This is a genomic window from Mesorhizobium sp. M1334, from assembly GCF_040317995.1.
Classification (GTDB): Bacteria; Pseudomonadota; Alphaproteobacteria; order Rhizobiales; family Rhizobiaceae; genus Mesorhizobium.
In genome coordinates this window covers 154,439-170,658 of record NZ_JAMYLM010000010.1, presented here as the reverse complement: position 1 = coordinate 170,658, position 16,220 = coordinate 154,439, and the positions used below count along the sequence as shown (strand labels likewise).

15 protein-coding genes are annotated in these 16,220 nt (G+C 62.1%); 9 read left to right on the top strand and 6 right to left on the bottom strand.

Features of this window, described 5'->3' with window-relative positions; genetic code table 11:
* The first annotated feature begins 28 nt into the window (after positions 1-28).
* From NKH17_RS19045 to NKH17_RS19020, 6 genes are read left to right on the top strand one after another with little or no spacing between them, the layout of a single operon-like run.
* On the top strand, positions 29-1,531 hold the full coding sequence (locus tag NKH17_RS19045; protein WP_352971952.1) for a sugar ABC transporter ATP-binding protein: 1,503 nt from the start codon (positions 29-31) through the stop codon (positions 1,529-1,531).
* Positions 1,528-2,502 carry an ABC transporter permease gene (locus NKH17_RS19040; RefSeq protein ID WP_352971949.1) on the top strand — a complete coding sequence of 325 codons (975 nt, stop codon included), beginning with the start codon at positions 1,528-1,530 and terminating at the stop codon, positions 2,500-2,502. The genes NKH17_RS19045 and NKH17_RS19040 overlap by 4 nt, the downstream gene beginning before the upstream one ends.
* On the top strand, positions 2,495-3,484 hold the full coding sequence (locus tag NKH17_RS19035) for an ABC transporter permease (RefSeq protein WP_352971946.1): 990 nt from the start codon (positions 2,495-2,497) through the stop codon (positions 3,482-3,484). Before NKH17_RS19040 ends, NKH17_RS19035 begins: the two co-directional genes overlap by 8 nt.
* Before the next feature lie 16 nt (positions 3,485-3,500).
* Complete coding sequence (locus NKH17_RS19030; RefSeq protein WP_352971943.1) at positions 3,501-4,022, top strand: hydantoinase/oxoprolinase N-terminal domain-containing protein; 522 nt, start codon at positions 3,501-3,503, stop codon at positions 4,020-4,022.
* Positions 3,919-5,559 (top strand): hydantoinase/oxoprolinase family protein, encoded by a 1,641-nt coding sequence (locus NKH17_RS19025; RefSeq protein WP_352971940.1) that lies wholly within the window; start codon positions 3,919-3,921, stop codon positions 5,557-5,559. The genes NKH17_RS19030 and NKH17_RS19025 overlap by 104 nt, the downstream gene beginning before the upstream one ends.
* Positions 5,560-5,588: 29 nt before the next feature.
* On the top strand, positions 5,589-7,382 hold the full coding sequence (locus NKH17_RS19020; RefSeq protein ID WP_352971937.1) for a hydantoinase B/oxoprolinase family protein: 1,794 nt from the start codon (positions 5,589-5,591) through the stop codon (positions 7,380-7,382).
* Positions 7,383-7,426: 44 nt separating this feature from the next.
* Here the strand turns inward: NKH17_RS19020 and NKH17_RS19015 are convergent, their stop codons facing one another.
* From NKH17_RS19015 to NKH17_RS19000, 4 genes are read right to left on the bottom strand one after another with little or no spacing between them, the layout of a single operon-like run.
* Positions 7,427-8,110 carry a GntR family transcriptional regulator gene (locus NKH17_RS19015; protein WP_352971935.1) on the bottom strand — a complete coding sequence of 228 codons (684 nt, stop codon included), beginning with the start codon at positions 8,108-8,110 and terminating at the stop codon, positions 7,427-7,429.
* Positions 8,111-8,167: 57 nt separating this feature from the next.
* Entirely contained in the window at positions 8,168-9,295 is a 1,128-nt protein-coding gene (locus tag NKH17_RS19010) for an aspartate aminotransferase family protein (protein ID WP_352971932.1), read from the bottom strand.
* A 35-nt stretch (positions 9,296-9,330) separates the two neighbouring features.
* Positions 9,331-10,308, bottom strand: a complete 978-nt coding sequence (locus NKH17_RS19005; protein WP_352971929.1) for a transketolase family protein — start codon at positions 10,306-10,308, stop codon at positions 9,331-9,333.
* Entirely contained in the window at positions 10,305-11,186 is an 882-nt protein-coding gene (locus tag NKH17_RS19000) for a transketolase (protein ID WP_352971926.1), read from the bottom strand. The genes NKH17_RS19005 and NKH17_RS19000 overlap by 4 nt, the downstream gene beginning before the upstream one ends.
* Positions 11,187-11,284: 98 nt before the next feature.
* Here NKH17_RS19000 and NKH17_RS18995 point away from each other — a divergent pair, with 98 nt between their 5' ends.
* The 3 genes from NKH17_RS18995 (at position 11,285) to NKH17_RS18985 (ending at position 14,555) form a co-directional block, all read left to right on the top strand.
* Positions 11,285-12,664 carry an aminotransferase gene (locus NKH17_RS18995; protein WP_352971923.1) on the top strand — a complete coding sequence of 460 codons (1,380 nt, stop codon included), beginning with the start codon at positions 11,285-11,287 and terminating at the stop codon, positions 12,662-12,664.
* 146 nt (positions 12,665-12,810) lie between these two features.
* Positions 12,811-14,268 (top strand): NAD-dependent succinate-semialdehyde dehydrogenase, encoded by a 1,458-nt coding sequence (locus tag NKH17_RS18990; RefSeq protein WP_352971920.1) that lies wholly within the window; start codon positions 12,811-12,813, stop codon positions 14,266-14,268.
* Between the two features lie 50 nt (positions 14,269-14,318).
* Positions 14,319-14,555: a hypothetical protein gene (locus tag NKH17_RS18985; protein ID WP_352971917.1), complete on the top strand. Its 237-nt coding sequence runs from the start codon at positions 14,319-14,321 to the stop codon at positions 14,553-14,555.
* A gap of 15 nt (positions 14,556-14,570) precedes the next feature.
* Here NKH17_RS18985 and NKH17_RS18980 read toward each other — a convergent pair whose 3' ends face one another.
* Positions 14,571-14,981: an acyl-CoA thioesterase gene (locus NKH17_RS18980; RefSeq protein WP_352971914.1), complete on the bottom strand. Its 411-nt coding sequence runs from the start codon at positions 14,979-14,981 to the stop codon at positions 14,571-14,573.
* Between the two features lie 439 nt (positions 14,982-15,420).
* Positions 15,421-16,119, bottom strand: a complete 699-nt coding sequence (locus tag NKH17_RS18975) for a GntR family transcriptional regulator (RefSeq protein WP_352971911.1) — start codon at positions 16,117-16,119, stop codon at positions 15,421-15,423.
* Positions 16,120-16,220: the final 101 nt, after the last annotated feature.

Below are 16,220 nucleotides of genomic sequence, written 5' to 3'. Positions count from 1 at the left end.
TTTTGCTTCGAGTTCGGTGGTGTCAGCGATGCTTGAACTTACGGGTATGACGAAGCGTTTCGGGGGTGTGGTGGCGCTTGACGGCGTCGACTTCACGCTGCTGAGCGGTGAGGTCCATGCCCTTCTCGGCGAAAACGGCGCCGGCAAGTCGACGCTCATCAATCTGATAGCGGGAACCTACGGCTGGACCGAAGGCTCTTGCCGTATCGACGGCCAAACCGTTTCCGCGCTGACCCCACAGAAATCCCGCGATGCCGGGGTGGCGGCTGTGTTCCAGGAATTCAGTCTCGTCCCCGACCTCACGGTCGAGGAGAACCTGTTTCTTGGACGCGAGATCAAGGGAAGGCTTTTCCTGAATCGGCGCGCGATGCGTGCCCGCGCGGAAGAACGCTTCCGCGACATTGGCTTCCACGTCGAGCTGGACAGCAAGATCGAAACGCTGACCCGGGCGCAAAAGCAGATGGTCGAGATTGCCAAGGGCATGCTTTCGGATGCCAAAATCCTCATCCTGGACGAACCGACCGCGTCGCTTACCGACGGTGAAGCGGAAAAACTGTTCGCCGCCATCGCGGGCCTCAAGGCGCGGGGCGTCGGTATCATCTATGTGTCGCACCGCATGGCCGAGATCCGTCGGCTCGCGGACCGTGTCACGGTGCTGCGAGGAGGGCGTAAGATCGACACCGTGGCCATCGCCGCGGCATCGGACGCGACGCTGATCGAGATGATGGTCGGCCAGCCGGTCGAACGACTGTATCCGTCAATCAGCCAGCGCCCCGCCGAAATCGTGCTGGCGACCAGGGGGCTGCGTGTCTCCGGTACCGTGTCGGACGCCTCCATCACGGTCAGGGCTGGAGAAATCGTCGGCCTGGCGGGCCTGGTTGGCTGCGGTCGTAGCGAACTTTGCCGAGCCGTGTTCGGCCTGGAGCGTGTGACGTCCGGTGAGATCGAACTCCATGGCGCGGTGGTTCGAGCGCCAGTGCCGCACAGCATGTTGCGTGCCGGGCTTTGTTACTACCCAGCCGATCGCGGCGCCGAGGGACTGGCGCTTGGCCGCCCGGGCCGCGAGAACGTGACCATGGCGGCGCTCGATGATCCGAGACTGTCCCAGGGCGGACTGCTCAAGTCGTGGCGCGAGCGCCGGGCGATAGCCGCTCCGTTGAAGACACTGGGTCTCCGACCGATGGCGCCGGAACGCGCGGCGTCCTCCTTTTCGGGAGGAAACCAGCAGAAACTCGTGCTGGCGCGCGGTCTGATGCGCCCGGTCTCGGTCCATATTTTCGATGAACCGACGGTTGGCATCGACGTCGGCGCCAAAAGCGAGGTCTACAGGCTGATGAAAAGCCTGGTGGAGAATGGCGCGGCCATTCTGCTGTCATCGTCCGAACTGCCAGAGCTCGTTCATCTGGCGAACCGCGTCTATGTCATGCGTGAGGGGCGCATAGTCGCCGAACTCAAAGCCGACGGCATCACCGAGGCCACTGTGCTGCGTCACTATTTCGACGCCGAAACCGGCGCCACGGAGGCGGCATGAGCCCTGACACGCTGCGGCGCCGTTTTGTGGAAACCGGCGGGATCGTCATCCTGCTTCTGGTGGCGGTTGCGGCCGCGGCCGCGATCATCGAACCGCGTTTTCTGAACCGCCTGAACATCCTCAACGTCCTGCGCAATTTCTCCTTCCTGGCGGTTCCGGCGATCGGCCAGATGATCGTCATGACCACTGGTGGCTTTGATCTGTCGGTCGGCGCCACCATGGCGTTGGCCTCAGTGGTCACTGCCGCGGCGATGGCCACGATGCCCGACGCGCATGGGCTCCAGCTGCTGGTGCCGGTGGCGATGGCCTTGGCCAGCGGCGCCTGTGTTGGCCTGGTAAACGGCACGCTGGTGGCGCGGCTTTCCCTATCACCTTTCATGGTGACATTGGCGTCGTTGTCGACCGTCGCGGGACTTACGCTCTATTACACGCAGGGCATCCCGATCTATGGCGTTTCCGACGCCTTCGTCGATGCCATCGGGCGAGGCCAGGTGCTTGGCCTGCCGCCGGTCTTGCTGCTGGCGATCGCGGTGATCGCCATCGCCATCATTCTGCAGCGTCGGACCGCGCTCGGACGTCACTTCTACGCCGTCGGCGGCAATGTCGGCGCCGCCCGGCTGTCTGGCGTGCGGACCCACCGTGTGTTGATTACCGCCTATGTGCTCTCCGGTCTTCTGGCCGCGCTCACCGGCGTGCTGATCACCGCTCGCATCGGTTCTGGCCAGTCGACGATCGGCGGCACGCTGGGACTGGAGACGATCGCAGCGGCGGTGATCGGCGGCGTTTCATTGCGCGGCGGCTCAGGCCGCGCCGAGAACGTCGCCATGGCGGCGCTGTGCCTGACGATCATCGCCAATGCGATGAACCTCACGCAGATCGACAGCAAATTCCAGACGCTGGTGCTGGGTTCGGTGCTCATCGGCGCACTGGCTTTCGACCGAATTGTTCAGGGGAGGCGGGCCAATGTCTGATCGTCCAGACATGGCGGCTCCGGTTGTTCTTGACCGCGCTCGCCCGGACATCCGCCAGTTCGCGTCGCAGGCCAAGCTGCCGGGGCTCGTATTCCTGGCCCTGCTGGGTCTCGGTCTGCTCGACCCGCGCATTGTTTCAAGCGGCAATCTCTGGAACATCGCGATCCAGACCAGCTATCTCGCACTCTTCGCCATGGCACAGACCATGGTGCTGCTGACGCGCGGCTTCGACCTGTCGCTTGGCTTTACCGTCTCGCTCGTCAGCGTCATATCGGCGATGGTGATGACGGGAACCGGCGATATGCCCATCCTGTGGGGAATCGCCGCCGGCCTTGGCGTCGGGCTGCTGATCGGCGGGCTGAACGGCTTCCTCATCGCCGGTATCGGCATCAACCCGTTGGTGACGACGCTCGGCATGGCCAACATTGTCATGGCGCTGGCATCCACCGTCAGCGGCGGCTTTCCCGTGCCGGGCATTCCCGAAGCCTTCACGGAGGCCTTGGCGGAGGGACGGGTGATCGGCATTCCGGTGCCCATCGTGTTCGCCGCGCTGTGTTTCGCACTGCTGTTCCTGGTCCTGCGCTTCACCGTGTTCGGCCGCGGCCTGTATGTCATCGGTGCCAACCCGCGCGCGGCGAAGGCGGCGGGCGTTCGCACCGGACGTGTCGTTGCGATCGACTACGTGGTCTGCTCGCTGCTGGCCGCGATTGGCGCCATGCTGCTCACCGCGCGCACCGGGTCGGGCGAGCCCAATCTTGGCGGCAACCTGACCCTGGAATCGATAGCGGCGGCGGTGGTCGGTGGCGTGCGGCTGACCGGCGGCGAGGGAGGCGTCACCGCGGCTCTGCTCGGTGCCCTGTTCATCACGGTCATTTCCAACGCCATGAATCTCATGCAGGTCGACGGCTATCTGCAGCAGGTTCTTTTGGGTCTCATCATTCTGGCCAGCCTGATACTGGGCCGCGATCACAAGAAACGCTAACAGCTTCGGACCTTAAATGGCTTATCAAGTCTGCATCGATATCGGCGGAACGTTCACCGATTGCCTGGTTTCCGAGCCCGGTGGGAAAATCTCGATCTTTAAATCGCCGACGACCCCCGGCGAATTCGAGAAGGGGTTCATCAACGTGCTGCACGTCGCGGCCGCCGGATACGGGCTCGATCCGGCGACGTTCATGACCGCGATCGATTTGATCGTACACGGCTCGACCGTCTCGACCAATGCGCTGGTCGAGCGCAAGACCGTCAAGGTCGGCCTGATCCTCAACGAAGGACATCAGGACATCCTCGTTTTGCGCGAGGGGCCGCGCAAGGGTGCCTTCCAGTGGCGGCTCGACTATCCCGAGCCTTACGTTCCCCGCCACCTGACGAAGACGGCGGGGCCGCGTCGATGCGCGCGGGCGGGAGCTCACGCCTTTGTCGAGATCCGATGTCGAGGCGGCGATAGCCGATTTCCGGCGCTATGGGGTCGAAGCGATAGCGGTCGGTCTGCTTTGGTCGGTCGTCAATCCCATCCATGAAACTATGGTGCGCGATATCATCGCGCAGGCATGGCCGGAGATTCCGGTCACGCTTAGCCATGAAGTCAATCCGATGTCGCGCGAGTACAAGCGCATCATCGCGGCCGCCATTGACGCGTCGATCAATCCGATCGTGCGAACCTATATCGAGGACTTGCGGCAAGCACTGTCGCAGGCTGGTTTCCAGGGCGAGCTGCTGCTGGCCAACTGCGTCGGTGGAATGATGCCTCCCGCCGAGATGCTGCGGCGGCCAATCTACAGCGTCATGTCGGGGCCGACGCTGGCGCCGATGGCCGCGCTGGCGCTGAGCGACGAAGCCAACGTCATCGTCGGTGACATGGGCGGCACCACCTTCGACGTCTCGGCTTTGCGTGACCACCAGATCATCGTCACCCCGGACAGCATGATCCACGACGATTCACTAGGCATCGCGAAAGTCGATGTGAGATCGGTCGGCGCCGGCGGCGGGTCGATTGCCTGGGTCGATGATGGCGGCCTGCTGCGGGTCGGTCCACAGAGCGCTGGCGCGCGGCCGGGGCCGGCATGCTACGGGGCGGGCGGCACCGCGCCGACGGTCACCGATGCCAATGTCGTGCTCGGCATCATCGACCCGGATTATTTCCTCGGCGGGCGGATCAAGATCAGCCGCGAACTGGCCGAGAAAGCGGTCGCGAGCATCGCGACGCGGCTCGGCATCCCGCTGCTCGACGCGGCTTACGCCATCCAGACCACCAGCAACCACAACATGGTCGGGGCCATCGAGGAAATCACCATTCGCGAGGGCATAAACCCACGCGACAGTTTCTTTGTCTGCGGCGGCGGTGCGACCGCCATCCACATCGCCGAGATGGCCGACATATTGGGCTTGAAACGCTACATGATCCCGCGCTTCATGGCTGGGTTGAGCGCGTTCGGCGGGTTGATCTCGGATATCACGCGCGAGGAAAGCGCGGTTTTCCTGACCTCGACCCGGCGCTTCGACGCCGCTGGCGTCTCCGACATCCTGGCGCGGTTGAAGGTGTCGGGCGAGGCATTCCTCGAACAGGCCGGCGTTGAGCCAGATCTCCGGCGTTTCGAGTTCTCCTTTCTTGGTCGCTACGAATACCAGTCCTGGGAGATCGAGGTCCATTTCGAGGCCAATGAGGCGCGTCTCGACGCGGCGAAACTGCCAGGTCTCGTCGAAGCGTTTCATCAGATGCACGAACGCATTTATTCAATCAGATCCGACCGCGACGTCGTCGAATTCACCAACTGGAAGCTGCGCGCGGTGGGCAAGCGGGCCAATCAGGACGCCTGGAAAGACTTCAGGCTGGCCGACCAGGCGACAGCGCCGATCGCCAAGACCTATCGGCCAGCTTATTTGCATGAAACCCGGCGGACGAGCTCTCTGCCCGTCTACGACATGGACCAGCTGGGCGCGGGGGCGGCGCTTGACGGCCCCTGCCTGGTTGAGGCGACGACGTTCACCGCCTTCCTGAAGGACGGACATCGCGGGCGCGTCGACCCGCAAGGCAACATCGTCGTCACAGTCGATTGACTCAAACCTTCCCGACAAGGCACCGCAAAATGAATTCACCTGTCATTCGCCTGGACACGCCAACGCGCCGCGTCGATCCGTTCCTGATGTCGGTTCTCAAAAGCCGGTTCGAGGCGGTCGTGCGGGAAATGACGCTGGTCGTGATGCGGGCCAGCCGCTCGGCGGTGATCAAGAACGCCCGCGACCTGAGCTGTGCGATCCTGACCTATGATCACCGCCTCGTTTCCACCGAGGACGCGCTGCCGATCCACGTCATGTCGATGGATCTGGCGACCCGTCCGATAACGGAGTTGTTCGACGATATCGCCGACGGCGACATCTTCCTCAACAACTGCCCATACACGGGCGGCACCCATCATGCCGACCTGATCATGGCGATGCCGATCTTTTTCGATGGCAAGCCGCTGTTCTGGGCCGTGGCGCTTTCCCATCACGCCGATACCGGCGCGCCGACGCCTTCGACCTATCTGCCATTCGCCAAGAACGTTTATGAGGAAGGCATCCACTTTCCCTGCGTGCGCGTGGTCGAACAGCACAGGGAGAAGCAGGACATCCTGCGCATCGGCATGATGCGCAACCGTGTTCCAGACATCTGGCTGGGCGACGTGCGCGCCCAGATCGGCGCCTGCAGGACCGGTCGACGCCGTCTATTGGAACTGCTTGAAAAATACGGCCGCGACACGCTGCTGGATTTTGTCGAGGACTGGTTCGACTACGGTGCACGTCGCGCCATGGCCGAAATCGCCAAATTGCCGAAGGGCAAGTTCTCCTACGAGGTCCGCCATGACCCGGTCCCCGGCGTGGCGGAGGAGGGCATCCCGGTCCGGATCACCATCGATGTCGACCCTGAAGCCGGCGAGATCACGGTCGATGTGCGTGACAACATGGATAACGTCCCTGGTGGTCTCAACCTTTCGGAAAACACCTGCACGGGCTCGTGCCGCATTGGCGTCTTCAACAATCTCGACGACGGCATCCCGCACAACGAGGGCGCCAAGAGCCGGATCAAGGTGTTGATGCGGGAGGGAAGCGTGGTTGGCAAACCCCGCTACCCCGTAGGCACCTCGGTGGCGACCACCAATGTCAACGACCGGTTGATCATCGCCGGCAATTGCGTGTTCTCGACGATGGGAGAACCCTATGGCCAGGCCGAGAGCGGCTCGCACCTGCCAGCGGGGATCGGCGTGATTTCAGGCAAGGATCCGTTCAAGGATGGGCAGCCCTACGTTAACCAGGTCTTCATTGGCTACGCCGGCGGCGGAGCGCGTCACGGTTATGATGGCTGGTTGACATATTGCGGTCCAGCGAATGGCGGCCTGATCGCGCTGGATTCCGTGGAGGTGGATGAATCCATGTATCCCATCATCATTGAATCGCGCGGCGTGGTGGCGGACACGCAAGGCATTGGCGAGTTCGAGGGCGCCCCCGCGGTGGGCGGTATCTTCTATCCCGTCGACCACGAGATGACACTGGTCTACTCGGCTGACGGCACAACCTTTCCGCCGCGTGGCGTGCTCGGCGGCGGTGACGCCAAGGCCAGTCATAGTGCCAAGCGCGGCACGGACGGCAAGCTGGTGGAATTGCCTGCGTTCCATGAGGAGGCGTGTCGCGCCGGCGAGCGCATCGAGTTCGTTGCCTGTGGCGGCGGTGGCTACGGCGACCCGACCAAGCGCGATGTCCGCCGTGTCGCGGCCAGCGTTGACCGCGGCTGGCTGACGAGCGAAGCGGCTCGCCAATCCTACAAGGTGGCCCTGGTGCTGGACGCCGAGCAGGGCGTCTGGGTCGTCGACCAGGATGCCACCGCGCGCCTTCGGGCGGCCTGAGCCAGCGCGAAGAGAGGTCGCCAGCAAATGACCGGCGGCTTCGATCACGCCCGCTTGGCGGCCGCGTCCTGCTCGTCGAAATACCGCAACAGGTTCATGCCACCGCGCACGATGTCGCGTTCGATCGCCTTACGCGCCACCTTCTTGTTGCGGGTCCGGAACGCTTCGATCAGCGTCTCGTGCTCCTCCGCACCGATGTAATCGTTCTCGGCCTGCAGATAATACACGTTAAGGATAGGGCCCATCGAGACCCACAGGCTTTCGATCTGGGCGATCAGCATATCCATCTTGGACAGGCGGTAGACGCCGAAGTGGAATTCACGATTGGCGCGGCGGGCGCGGTCGGCATCGCCGGACGTTTCGCCGGCCACGAAATCGCGATGGATCTCGACAAGTTTTTCAATGTCGGTCTCCGAAACATGTTCGACGGCGAGTTCGGCCGCTAGTCCCTCGAGCGCAATGCGAATGAGTCGGACCTGCCAGTAACGCGACCGGGTCAGCTCCGGAACGGTGATGAACCGCCCCGACCGCAGTTCCAGCGCCTGCTCGCTGACGAGCCTGAAACAGGCCTCGCGCACAGGCGTGACGCTGGTGCCCAGCCGTTGCGCCAGATCCTGCATCAACAGCCTTTCGCCGGGCCGGAAATTGCCGGCGATCAGGGCTTCGCGCAGCGAAATATAAGTTCTCGCCGACAGACTGCCTTGCTCGATTGGCTGCATCGTGCTCATGGTCCACCGCTGCATGTTGGCCGCACCGAATCGGCAACGGATAGGTACGAGCAGCTCTTATATCCTATAAGTCCGGTTGCGAAAAAGGCTAAGAACTGGCGGGTCTCCCAGCAGAGAGCTTGCGCAGGATGGTCTCGATAACATCCAGTGACTTCTCAATCGTCGCCCGGTCATGGCTCCCTGACAGTAGAGACGCGCGAAAAGACGGTCGTAGAAGCCTGGTTTCGACAATTCGTCGATGGTCGCCTGCATGGCGGCGAGCGTCGACGGTGTCCCGTTGAATGTACCGCCCATGAATACGGATCCTTCGCCGGTCCTACCGACAAGCTCCATGAGATCGCGACGACCGGCCACCAGGCCGACCGGATAGCCTGACGAGGCCGCCTTGCCGAAGGTCGCCAGATCAGGCGTGACGTCGGCGATCGACTGATAGCCGCCGAGCGCGTGGCGAAAGCCGGTGATGACCTCGTCGAAGATCAGGACGACGCCATGTTCGCTGGTCAGGCGACGCAGGTCGCGCAGGAAAACATCCGTCGCCATCACCGACCCCATATTGTGAGCGATTGGCTCGATGATGATCGCCGCGACCTCGCCCGGATTGGCCTTGAGATAATCCTCGACGGCGCCGGCATCGTTGTAAGGCAGCACGATGGTGTGACGGGCGGCATCATCGAGGATGCCGGCGCTGATGGGGTCGTACTTGCCGATCGCCTGCGCGTGCGACTGTACGTTCATGGCGACATAGTCGTGCCAGCCGTGATAGCCGCCTTGGAACTTGATGATGCGCTTGCGACCGGTGGCGGCACGGGCAAGGCGCAGGGCGTGATAGGTCGCCTCCGATCCGGAATTGCAGAAGGCGACGAGATCCGCGCAAGGGATGCAGTCGACCAGCGCCTCCGCCACCTCGATCTCCAGCCGCATCGTTCCCGCGCCGACAAGATCGATGTCTTGGGAGACCGCAGCGATGCGTTCACGCACCGCCGGATGACAGTGGCCAAGCACATTGGCGCCGAAGCCGCAATGGAAGTCGGTGTACTGGTGTCCATCGACGTCGTAGAGAAACGCACCCTGCGCCCGGGCAAAGACATGCGGCGCGCCGAGCCTGCGGCTCGGGCTGAGCAATCCGCCCGGCATCACCGCGCTGGCGCGCTCAATGAGTCGGGCGGTGTTATTCTGATCGGTCATCGTAATGTCCGTGCATGGCTATGGTTGTCCGCCGCTCAGCCGAGAGCTTCGCGGACGGTGGCCTCGATCCCCGCCGCGTCCAGCCGGTAGTGCTTGTAGAGATGTGTTGGCGGCGCAATCAGGCTGTATTCGTCGCGGATGCCATGGCGTATCAACCGTGCCGGACTGCCCGCCTCCGCCAGGATTTCCGCCACCGCGCCGCCCAGACCGCCGAGGATGTTGTGTTCCTCGATCGTCAGAACGAAGCGGGAGTGAGCCGCGGCCGCGAGCACAGCCTTGGTATCCAGCGGCTTGATCGTATGCATGTCGATCAGCCCGACGGATTTGCCCGCCGCGCGTAGCGCGCGGTAAGCCTCCCGCGAGGGATGGACCATCGAGCCACAGGCGATGATGGTCAGGTCCGATCCTTCGCCGTGAACGATCGCCTTGCCGAATTGGAAGTCGACGCCGTCGTCATAGACCAGTGGTTCCTGACCGCGGCCAATGCGGAAGTAGATCGGCTGCGAATGATTGACAGACGCCTTGACGGCGGCCGCCAGTTGCGGGCCGTCGGCCGGCGCGACGACGGTGAGGTCGGCAATGCTTCGCATGATGGCAAGATCTTCCGTCGCATGGTGGGAGGTGCCGTAAAAGCCGAGTGAAATACCGGCATGATGACCGATCAGCCGCACCGGCAGAGCCGAATAGGCGACGTCGGTTCTGATCTGTTCGCAGCACAGCAGCGCCAGGAAAGAAGCGAATGTGGCGACGAACGGCATGGCGCCGGTGCTGGCCATGCCGGCAGCAGCCGAAACCATATTCTGTTCGGAAATGCCAAATTGCGTGAAGCGTTCGGGAAAGCGCTGCGCGAACCGCACCAGCCCGTTGGAATATTGCAGGTCTGCCGTACCGGCCACGACCGGATAACCCTCTTCGGCCAGATCGATGAGCGCATTGGCCAGATAACTCAGGCCAGGCGCGCGCGCGTTGATCTGGCGGTACTGCCAGGAGTTGGTATCGATCGGGCCATTCATTGTGTTTTGCCTCCCCGCTTGATCTCTTCGGCGGCCAAGGCCTCGTCCGATGGTGCGAGATAGCCCAGATGCCAGCCGGGTTCGGTTTCCATGTAACCAACGCCCTTGCCTTTGGAGGTCTTGGCAATGATGCAGACGGGCCGGGTGCGATCTGCCTCGGCCTTCAACTGTCGCAGCAGCGACGCGAGCGCGACGACGTCGTGCCCATCGACCTCGTGCACCCGCCAGCCGAACGCCGCCCATTTGTCGGCCAACGGTTCGATGCCGATGATGTCGTCGACCTGACCGTCGAGCTGGTATCCGTTCCGGTCGACGATGGCGATCAGATTGCCGGCCTTGTGATGGGCGGCGGATAGCGCCGCTTCCCAGACCTGGCCCTCCTGCATCTCGCCGTCACCGAGCAGGACATAGACATCGAAGCGCCGGTCGGTGGCACGGGCGCCGAGCACCATGCCGAGACCGCCGGACAAGGCATGGCCGATCGACCCGGAGCTGAAGTCGACGCCGGGCACTTTGCGCATGTCGGGATGATCGCCAAGCGGATTGCCGAGCCGGGTGTAGCCATCGAGGACATCCTTGGAGAAGAAGCCCCAGTCGACCAGCAGCGGGTAAAGGCCGACCGCGGCGTGTCCCTTGCCCATAAGGAAGCGGTCACGGTCCGGCCATTGCGGCTCGCCGCGCCTCAGCCGCATCGCATCGTAGTACAGCGTGGCGAATATTTCCGCGCAGGAAAACACTGACGAATAATGCCCAACCTTGGCGATCTGGATGAGGCGCAGCGTCTCGAGCCGTACGAACTCTGCCCTGTCGCGCAACAGGGCGATCCGCTCCACGTCGGGTGGCAGGGCGTTGTTTGAAGGAGTGGGTGCGTTGGCCATTGGGCGTCACTCTCGGGATCAATTTTTCTCGACAACTTATAAGTTATAAGATATTCCTCGCCGAAGCAACCGCCTATCTGGTCGCAAGGAGAATTTTGATGAACAACGAATCGCGCGTGCTGGACATGGCCAGGCACTTTCATTCCCAAACGGATCCACGCCTGCATGAGGATCATGGTCCGTTGACGATCGTCGCCGGCGAAGGCGCGACCGTCACGGATGACGCGGGCAACCGCTATATCGAGGGCATGGGCGGGCTCTGGTGCGCCTCGCTTGGCTTCAGCGACAGCCGGCTGGCCGCCGCGGCTGACCGCCAGATGCGCAAGCTCGCCGTCTACCACACTTTCAATCACCGCTCGAATGAGCCCACCGTCGAACTCGTCGAACAGCTTACCGCGTTGGCGCCGTTCGACAACGCGCGCGTCTTTCTGGTCGGCTCCGGTTCCGAAGCCAATGACACCATGGTCAAGCTCGCCTGGTATTACCAGGCCGCGCGGGGGCGTCCGGAGAAACGCAAGATCATCAGCAGGTTTGGCGCCTTCCACGGCAGTACGATCATGGGCGCGGCGCTGAGTGGGCTGCCGCATATGCACAAGTCCTTCAACCTGCCGCCGCTTCCCGTCATATTCGCCGCGCGGCCGTTCCATTATCTCGATGGTCTGCCCGGCGAGGCGGAGCATGACTACGCCACGCGCCTGGCCCAGGAACTCGAGGCCCTGATCTTGGCGGAGGGGCCCGAGACCATTGCCGCGATGATCGCCGAGCCGATCATGGGCGCCGGCGGCGTGCTGGTACCGCCGGAAGGTTATTTTCCAAAGGTTCAGGCGGTGCTGCGCAAATACGACATCCTGATGCTGTCCGACGAGGTGGTCTGCGGCTTCGGACGCACCGGAAATTGGTTCGGCAGCCAGACTTTTGGCATGGAACCGGACATGCTGTCGGTCGCCAAGGGGCTTTCATCCGGTCATCTGCCCATTGGCGGCGTCATTATCTCCGACAAGGTTTACCAGTGCGTCGCCGATGAGGCCCACAAGGTCGGCGTGTTCGGCCACGGTTTCACCTATTCCGGCCATCCGGTGACAGCGGCCGTCGCCGCCGAGGCGATCAGGATCTACCGCGAGATCGATCTCGTGAGCCAGGCGCGCCGTCTCGGCGACTGCTTGCATGGCGCGCTCGCCGAAGCGCTCGGCGACCATACGCTCGTCGGTGAGGTCCGCGGCCGCGGCTTTATCGCGGGCATCCAGATCGTCGAGGATCGCGCCGCCCGTCGCGCCTTCGCGCCGGAGCTCCGGATTGGCACGGATGTCGAGCGGCGGTGCCGCGAGCACGGGGTTATGATCCGCAACATGGGCGACGTGCTAGCGATCTGCCCACCGTATGTGATCACCCCCAACGAGATTGATGCCATGGTTGACGGCATTCGGGCAGCTCTTGATGAGACCGCGGCGGCTCATGCGCGGACCGGCCAGTCGACATGAACCTCCGGGGCCCGAAGGCGAGACATCGCGCCTGGGCACGAGCACGTATGGCCGTGTCGTTCTGCCGTGCGACAAGGGCGCTTCGCTAAGGCGCGAGCCGCAGCATATCGAATCCTGATCACCATAAGCCGAGCGGAGGCTAGACCATGCTGCAGAAAACCAGTCATTTCATGCGGCAGGCCAATCTCATTAATGGCGAATGGGTGCAGGCCGATTCCGGCCAGACGGTCGACGTCAACAATCCTGCCACCGGCCTCAAGATCGGCACCGTGCCGAAGTCGGGAAAGGCGGAAACCCGCCGCGCCATCGAAGCCGCAAGCGAAGCCTTCAAGACCTGGCGCAAGACGACCGCGCTTGAGCGCTCGAAGCTGTTGCGCAAGCTGCATGACGCGATGATGGACAATCAGGATGTGCTGGCCGAGCTGCTCACCATCGAGCAGGGCAAGTCGCTCGCCGAATCCAAGGGCGAGATCGGTTCGGCCGCCGCCTATATCATGTGGTTTGCCGAGGAAGGCCGCCGCACCTATGGCGATGTCGTGCCATCACCGTGGGGCGATCGCCGCATCCTGGTGACCAAGGAGCCGGTCGGCGTCATTGCCGCCATCACGCCGTGGAATTTCCCCTCCTCGATGCTTGCCCGCAAGCTCGGTCCGGCACTTGCCGCCGGCTGCACCGCCGTGGTCAAGCCGGCCTCGCAGACGCCTTACTCGGGTCTCGCCTGGGGCGCGCTTGCCGAGGAAGTCGGCTTCCCCAAGGGCGTCGTCAACATTCTGACCGGCTCGGCCAGCGATATTGGCGACGAGATCTGCGCCAACCCGCTGATATCGAAGATCACCTTCACCGGTTCGACCGAGGTCGGCAAGATTCTCATCCAGAAGTCGTCCGTCACCGTCAAGAAGGTCTCGATGGAACTCGGCGGCAACGCGCCGTTCCTGGTCTTCGACGATGCCGATCTCGACCGTGCCGTTGCCGGTGCCATCACCGCCAAATACCGCAATTCCGGCCAGACCTGCGTGTGCACCAACCGCTTCCTCGTGCAGGCCGGCATCTACGACAAGTTTGTCGAGAAGCTGGTCGCCGCCAGCAATGGGCTGAAGGTCGGTTCCGGCCTCGAGGACGGCGTGCAGCAGGGACCGCTGATCGACGTGAAGGCGGTCGAGAAGGTCGAGGAATTCATCGCCGACGCCACGTCGAAGGGCGGCAAGGTCGTCGCCGGCGGCAAGCGCCACGCGCTTGGCGGCTCATTCTTCCAGCCGACCGTCATCGCCGACGCGAAGCCTGACATGCGCTTCATGAAGGAAGAGATTTTTGGCCCGATCGCCCCGGTGTTCAAGTTCGAGACCGAGGAGGAAGCCATTGCGCTTGCCAACGACACCGAGTTCGGCCTGGCCGCCTATTTCTACACCGGCGACCTCGGCCGCGCCTTCCGCGTCATGGAAGGGCTGAAATACGGCATGGTCGGCGTCAATGAAGGCCTCATCACCACGCCGGAAGCGCCGTTCGGCGGCGTCAAGGAATCCGGCCTCGGCAAGGAAGGCGGACATCAGGGCATCGAGGATTACCTCGAAACCAAATATGTCTGCATCGGCGGACTTGGGCTCTAGGCGTTGTGGACACTTATCTGATCCATAGCATTGTAGCGGCGAAGGTTACGATGGCGAGCAGCGTCGCCTTTTTATGTGGGCATCACCCGGTTAAGTCAGATATCGCTCATCGCAAGCCGGGAACACTCGTTCTCACGTATTCTCAGCAGATGCCCTTGGCGGACGCCATGCGTGCCGGGAAAAATCCGGCCTATGTGAGCTACGGAACCGCCTTTTTGCAGGCCAGTTCCTATATCGCAGAAATGGCTCCAGCAGCTCCGGCGGGCTGTTCCAGGATGACGACATAAGAGCTGCCTGCTCTGCTACGCGGCAAACAATAGCTCCGCGCGAGTGACAATAGCTGCACCTAGCTCGCTCGATTCACGTCGTTGGAGATTAAACCGAACCGATACGCAGCTCTCCACCGCAGCAGTCTCACCATTGGACGAATTCGTCATGACGTGCCGAATCGTGACCGAACTTCTCCCAATCTTTGTGACCGAAGACCGGATTTTGAGAATGGTTCCTGCGGTCACCTCCGCGCGAAAATCGGTCTCGGTCCTGACGTCTGCCCATCCAAGGGAGTCTTGGCGGTCATCAACATCTAAGAACCGCAAGACGACCAATGTAGCGTCGTCGAACATGGCCGCGTAAAATCGGCGGTTCATATGACCAAACTCGTCGCACATCCACAGCTGCGCGACACCAATAAAACTGTCGATTTCGTCAATCAAGATAACCTCCCTACGAGTTGGCGGGAATCGTCATCGGCAGGCTAACCCATGCTTGGCCATTCACTCCGACAAGGCTGAATTACTCATGGGCAGCGCAGACGCTAGCTTCACTTGGAATCGCGCCACGCATCCTTTTCGGACTACCCGCTCCAGTTGCCCGAGAAGCAATGCCCAACCGAAACAGCGGCCGGCATCGTGAAAAGAAGCTTGCGAGTCCAAATGAGCGACGGGGGCATCGGAATGCCTGAGCCCCAACTTAGACTCGCCCGACGCCGTGGTCGTGGGTCGCTCGCTACCAGCGTCGATCCATACCATCCCACCGCCAAGCACGGCCCTCGCAATGCGCGGGTCGTTTTCCAATTCTTCCATTTTCGTTCGTCCTTCTCAAGATCAACGCGCAACCCAGGGATTGCGGTCAAAGTGTTACAGTGCGCTCGATCTATAGCCGTGCTTTTTGCATTTTTGTGGACAAAGCTGTCGCGATAGCGTCTCCAGCTTCTTGCAGGTCGGCGACTAGGTTCTGAACAGCTTTGGCGCTGTCGCCCGATCTCACGGCGGCAATTATTTCTGCGTGATGCCGATGCCCTGAGAACGACATTGGAGTCGTCTTCAGCAGGCTCAACAACGGTCCGTAACGCATCCAAAGCAATTGTATCAGGTTCACAAGTTCAGGATTTCCGCATCGTTCATACAGCGAAAAATGAAACTTGTGATTTAGTTGCAAATACGCCCGCGTCCCTAATGCGCCACGCTCCGCTTCGGTGTCCATCCGGGCATTTATCTGGGCCAGCTGATCGGCAAGTCCGTTGTCGCCGCGCTCGATCGTCATCGCCACCGCTTTGCCTTCAAGATCTGTTCGAAGGGTAAGCAGATTGCGAAGACGTTCAACGCTCGCTTCTGGAATGAAGGGAGTTCGCCTCGTCTCGGCCTGCAGCGCGCGAGCCATGACAAGTCTATTGAGGGCCTCTCGAACCGGCATGTGGCTTGTGCCGAATGCGCTGGCCAGGTCGTCGAGCTTCAGCTTCTGACCAGGTGCAAACTCGGCCATCATGATTGAACGAGTTAGCTCTGCATAAACATGTTCCAGATCTGAGTTTCTTGGCCGCGGCCGAAGCACGGGAAACTTGGTCGCTGGCATTTTCACTCCTGATCTGCATGAGACGGATGTGAGCATAGCGAGAATAATTCCTTTGATCAACGATCAAAAAAGGCTAGGTACGGCATTTTAGATATCTCATG

Bases quoted from the DNA above. Each gene is read 5' to 3' on its own strand.
- NKH17_RS19030 (WP_352971943.1), top strand. From the start codon at position 3,501: ATGGCTTATCAAGTCTGCATCGATATCGGCGGAACGTTCACCGATTGC.
- NKH17_RS19045 (WP_352971952.1), top strand. From the start codon at position 29: ATGCTTGAACTTACGGGTATGACGAAGCGTTTCGGGGGTGTGGTGGCG.
- NKH17_RS18995 (WP_352971923.1), top strand. From the start codon at position 11,285: ATGAACAACGAATCGCGCGTGCTGGACATGGCCAGGCACTTTCATTCC.
- NKH17_RS18975 (WP_352971911.1), bottom strand. From the start codon at position 16,119: ATGCCAGCGACCAAGTTTCCCGTGCTTCGGCCGCGGCCAAGAAACTCA.
- NKH17_RS19000 (WP_352971926.1), bottom strand. From the start codon at position 11,186: ATGGCCAACGCACCCACTCCTTCAAACAACGCCCTGCCACCCGACGTG.
- NKH17_RS19020 (WP_352971937.1), top strand. From the start codon at position 5,589: ATGAATTCACCTGTCATTCGCCTGGACACGCCAACGCGCCGCGTCGAT.
- NKH17_RS18990 (WP_352971920.1), top strand. From the start codon at position 12,811: ATGCTGCAGAAAACCAGTCATTTCATGCGGCAGGCCAATCTCATTAAT.
- NKH17_RS19005 (WP_352971929.1), bottom strand. From the start codon at position 10,308: ATGAATGGCCCGATCGATACCAACTCCTGGCAGTACCGCCAGATCAAC.
- NKH17_RS19010 (WP_352971932.1), bottom strand. From the start codon at position 9,295: ATGACCGATCAGAATAACACCGCCCGACTCATTGAGCGCGCCAGCGCG.
- NKH17_RS19015 (WP_352971935.1), bottom strand. From the start codon at position 8,110: ATGAGCACGATGCAGCCAATCGAGCAAGGCAGTCTGTCGGCGAGAACT.
- NKH17_RS19035 (WP_352971946.1), top strand. From the start codon at position 2,495: ATGTCTGATCGTCCAGACATGGCGGCTCCGGTTGTTCTTGACCGCGCT.
- NKH17_RS18985 (WP_352971917.1), top strand. From the start codon at position 14,319: ATGGCGAGCAGCGTCGCCTTTTTATGTGGGCATCACCCGGTTAAGTCA.
- NKH17_RS19040 (WP_352971949.1), top strand. From the start codon at position 1,528: ATGAGCCCTGACACGCTGCGGCGCCGTTTTGTGGAAACCGGCGGGATC.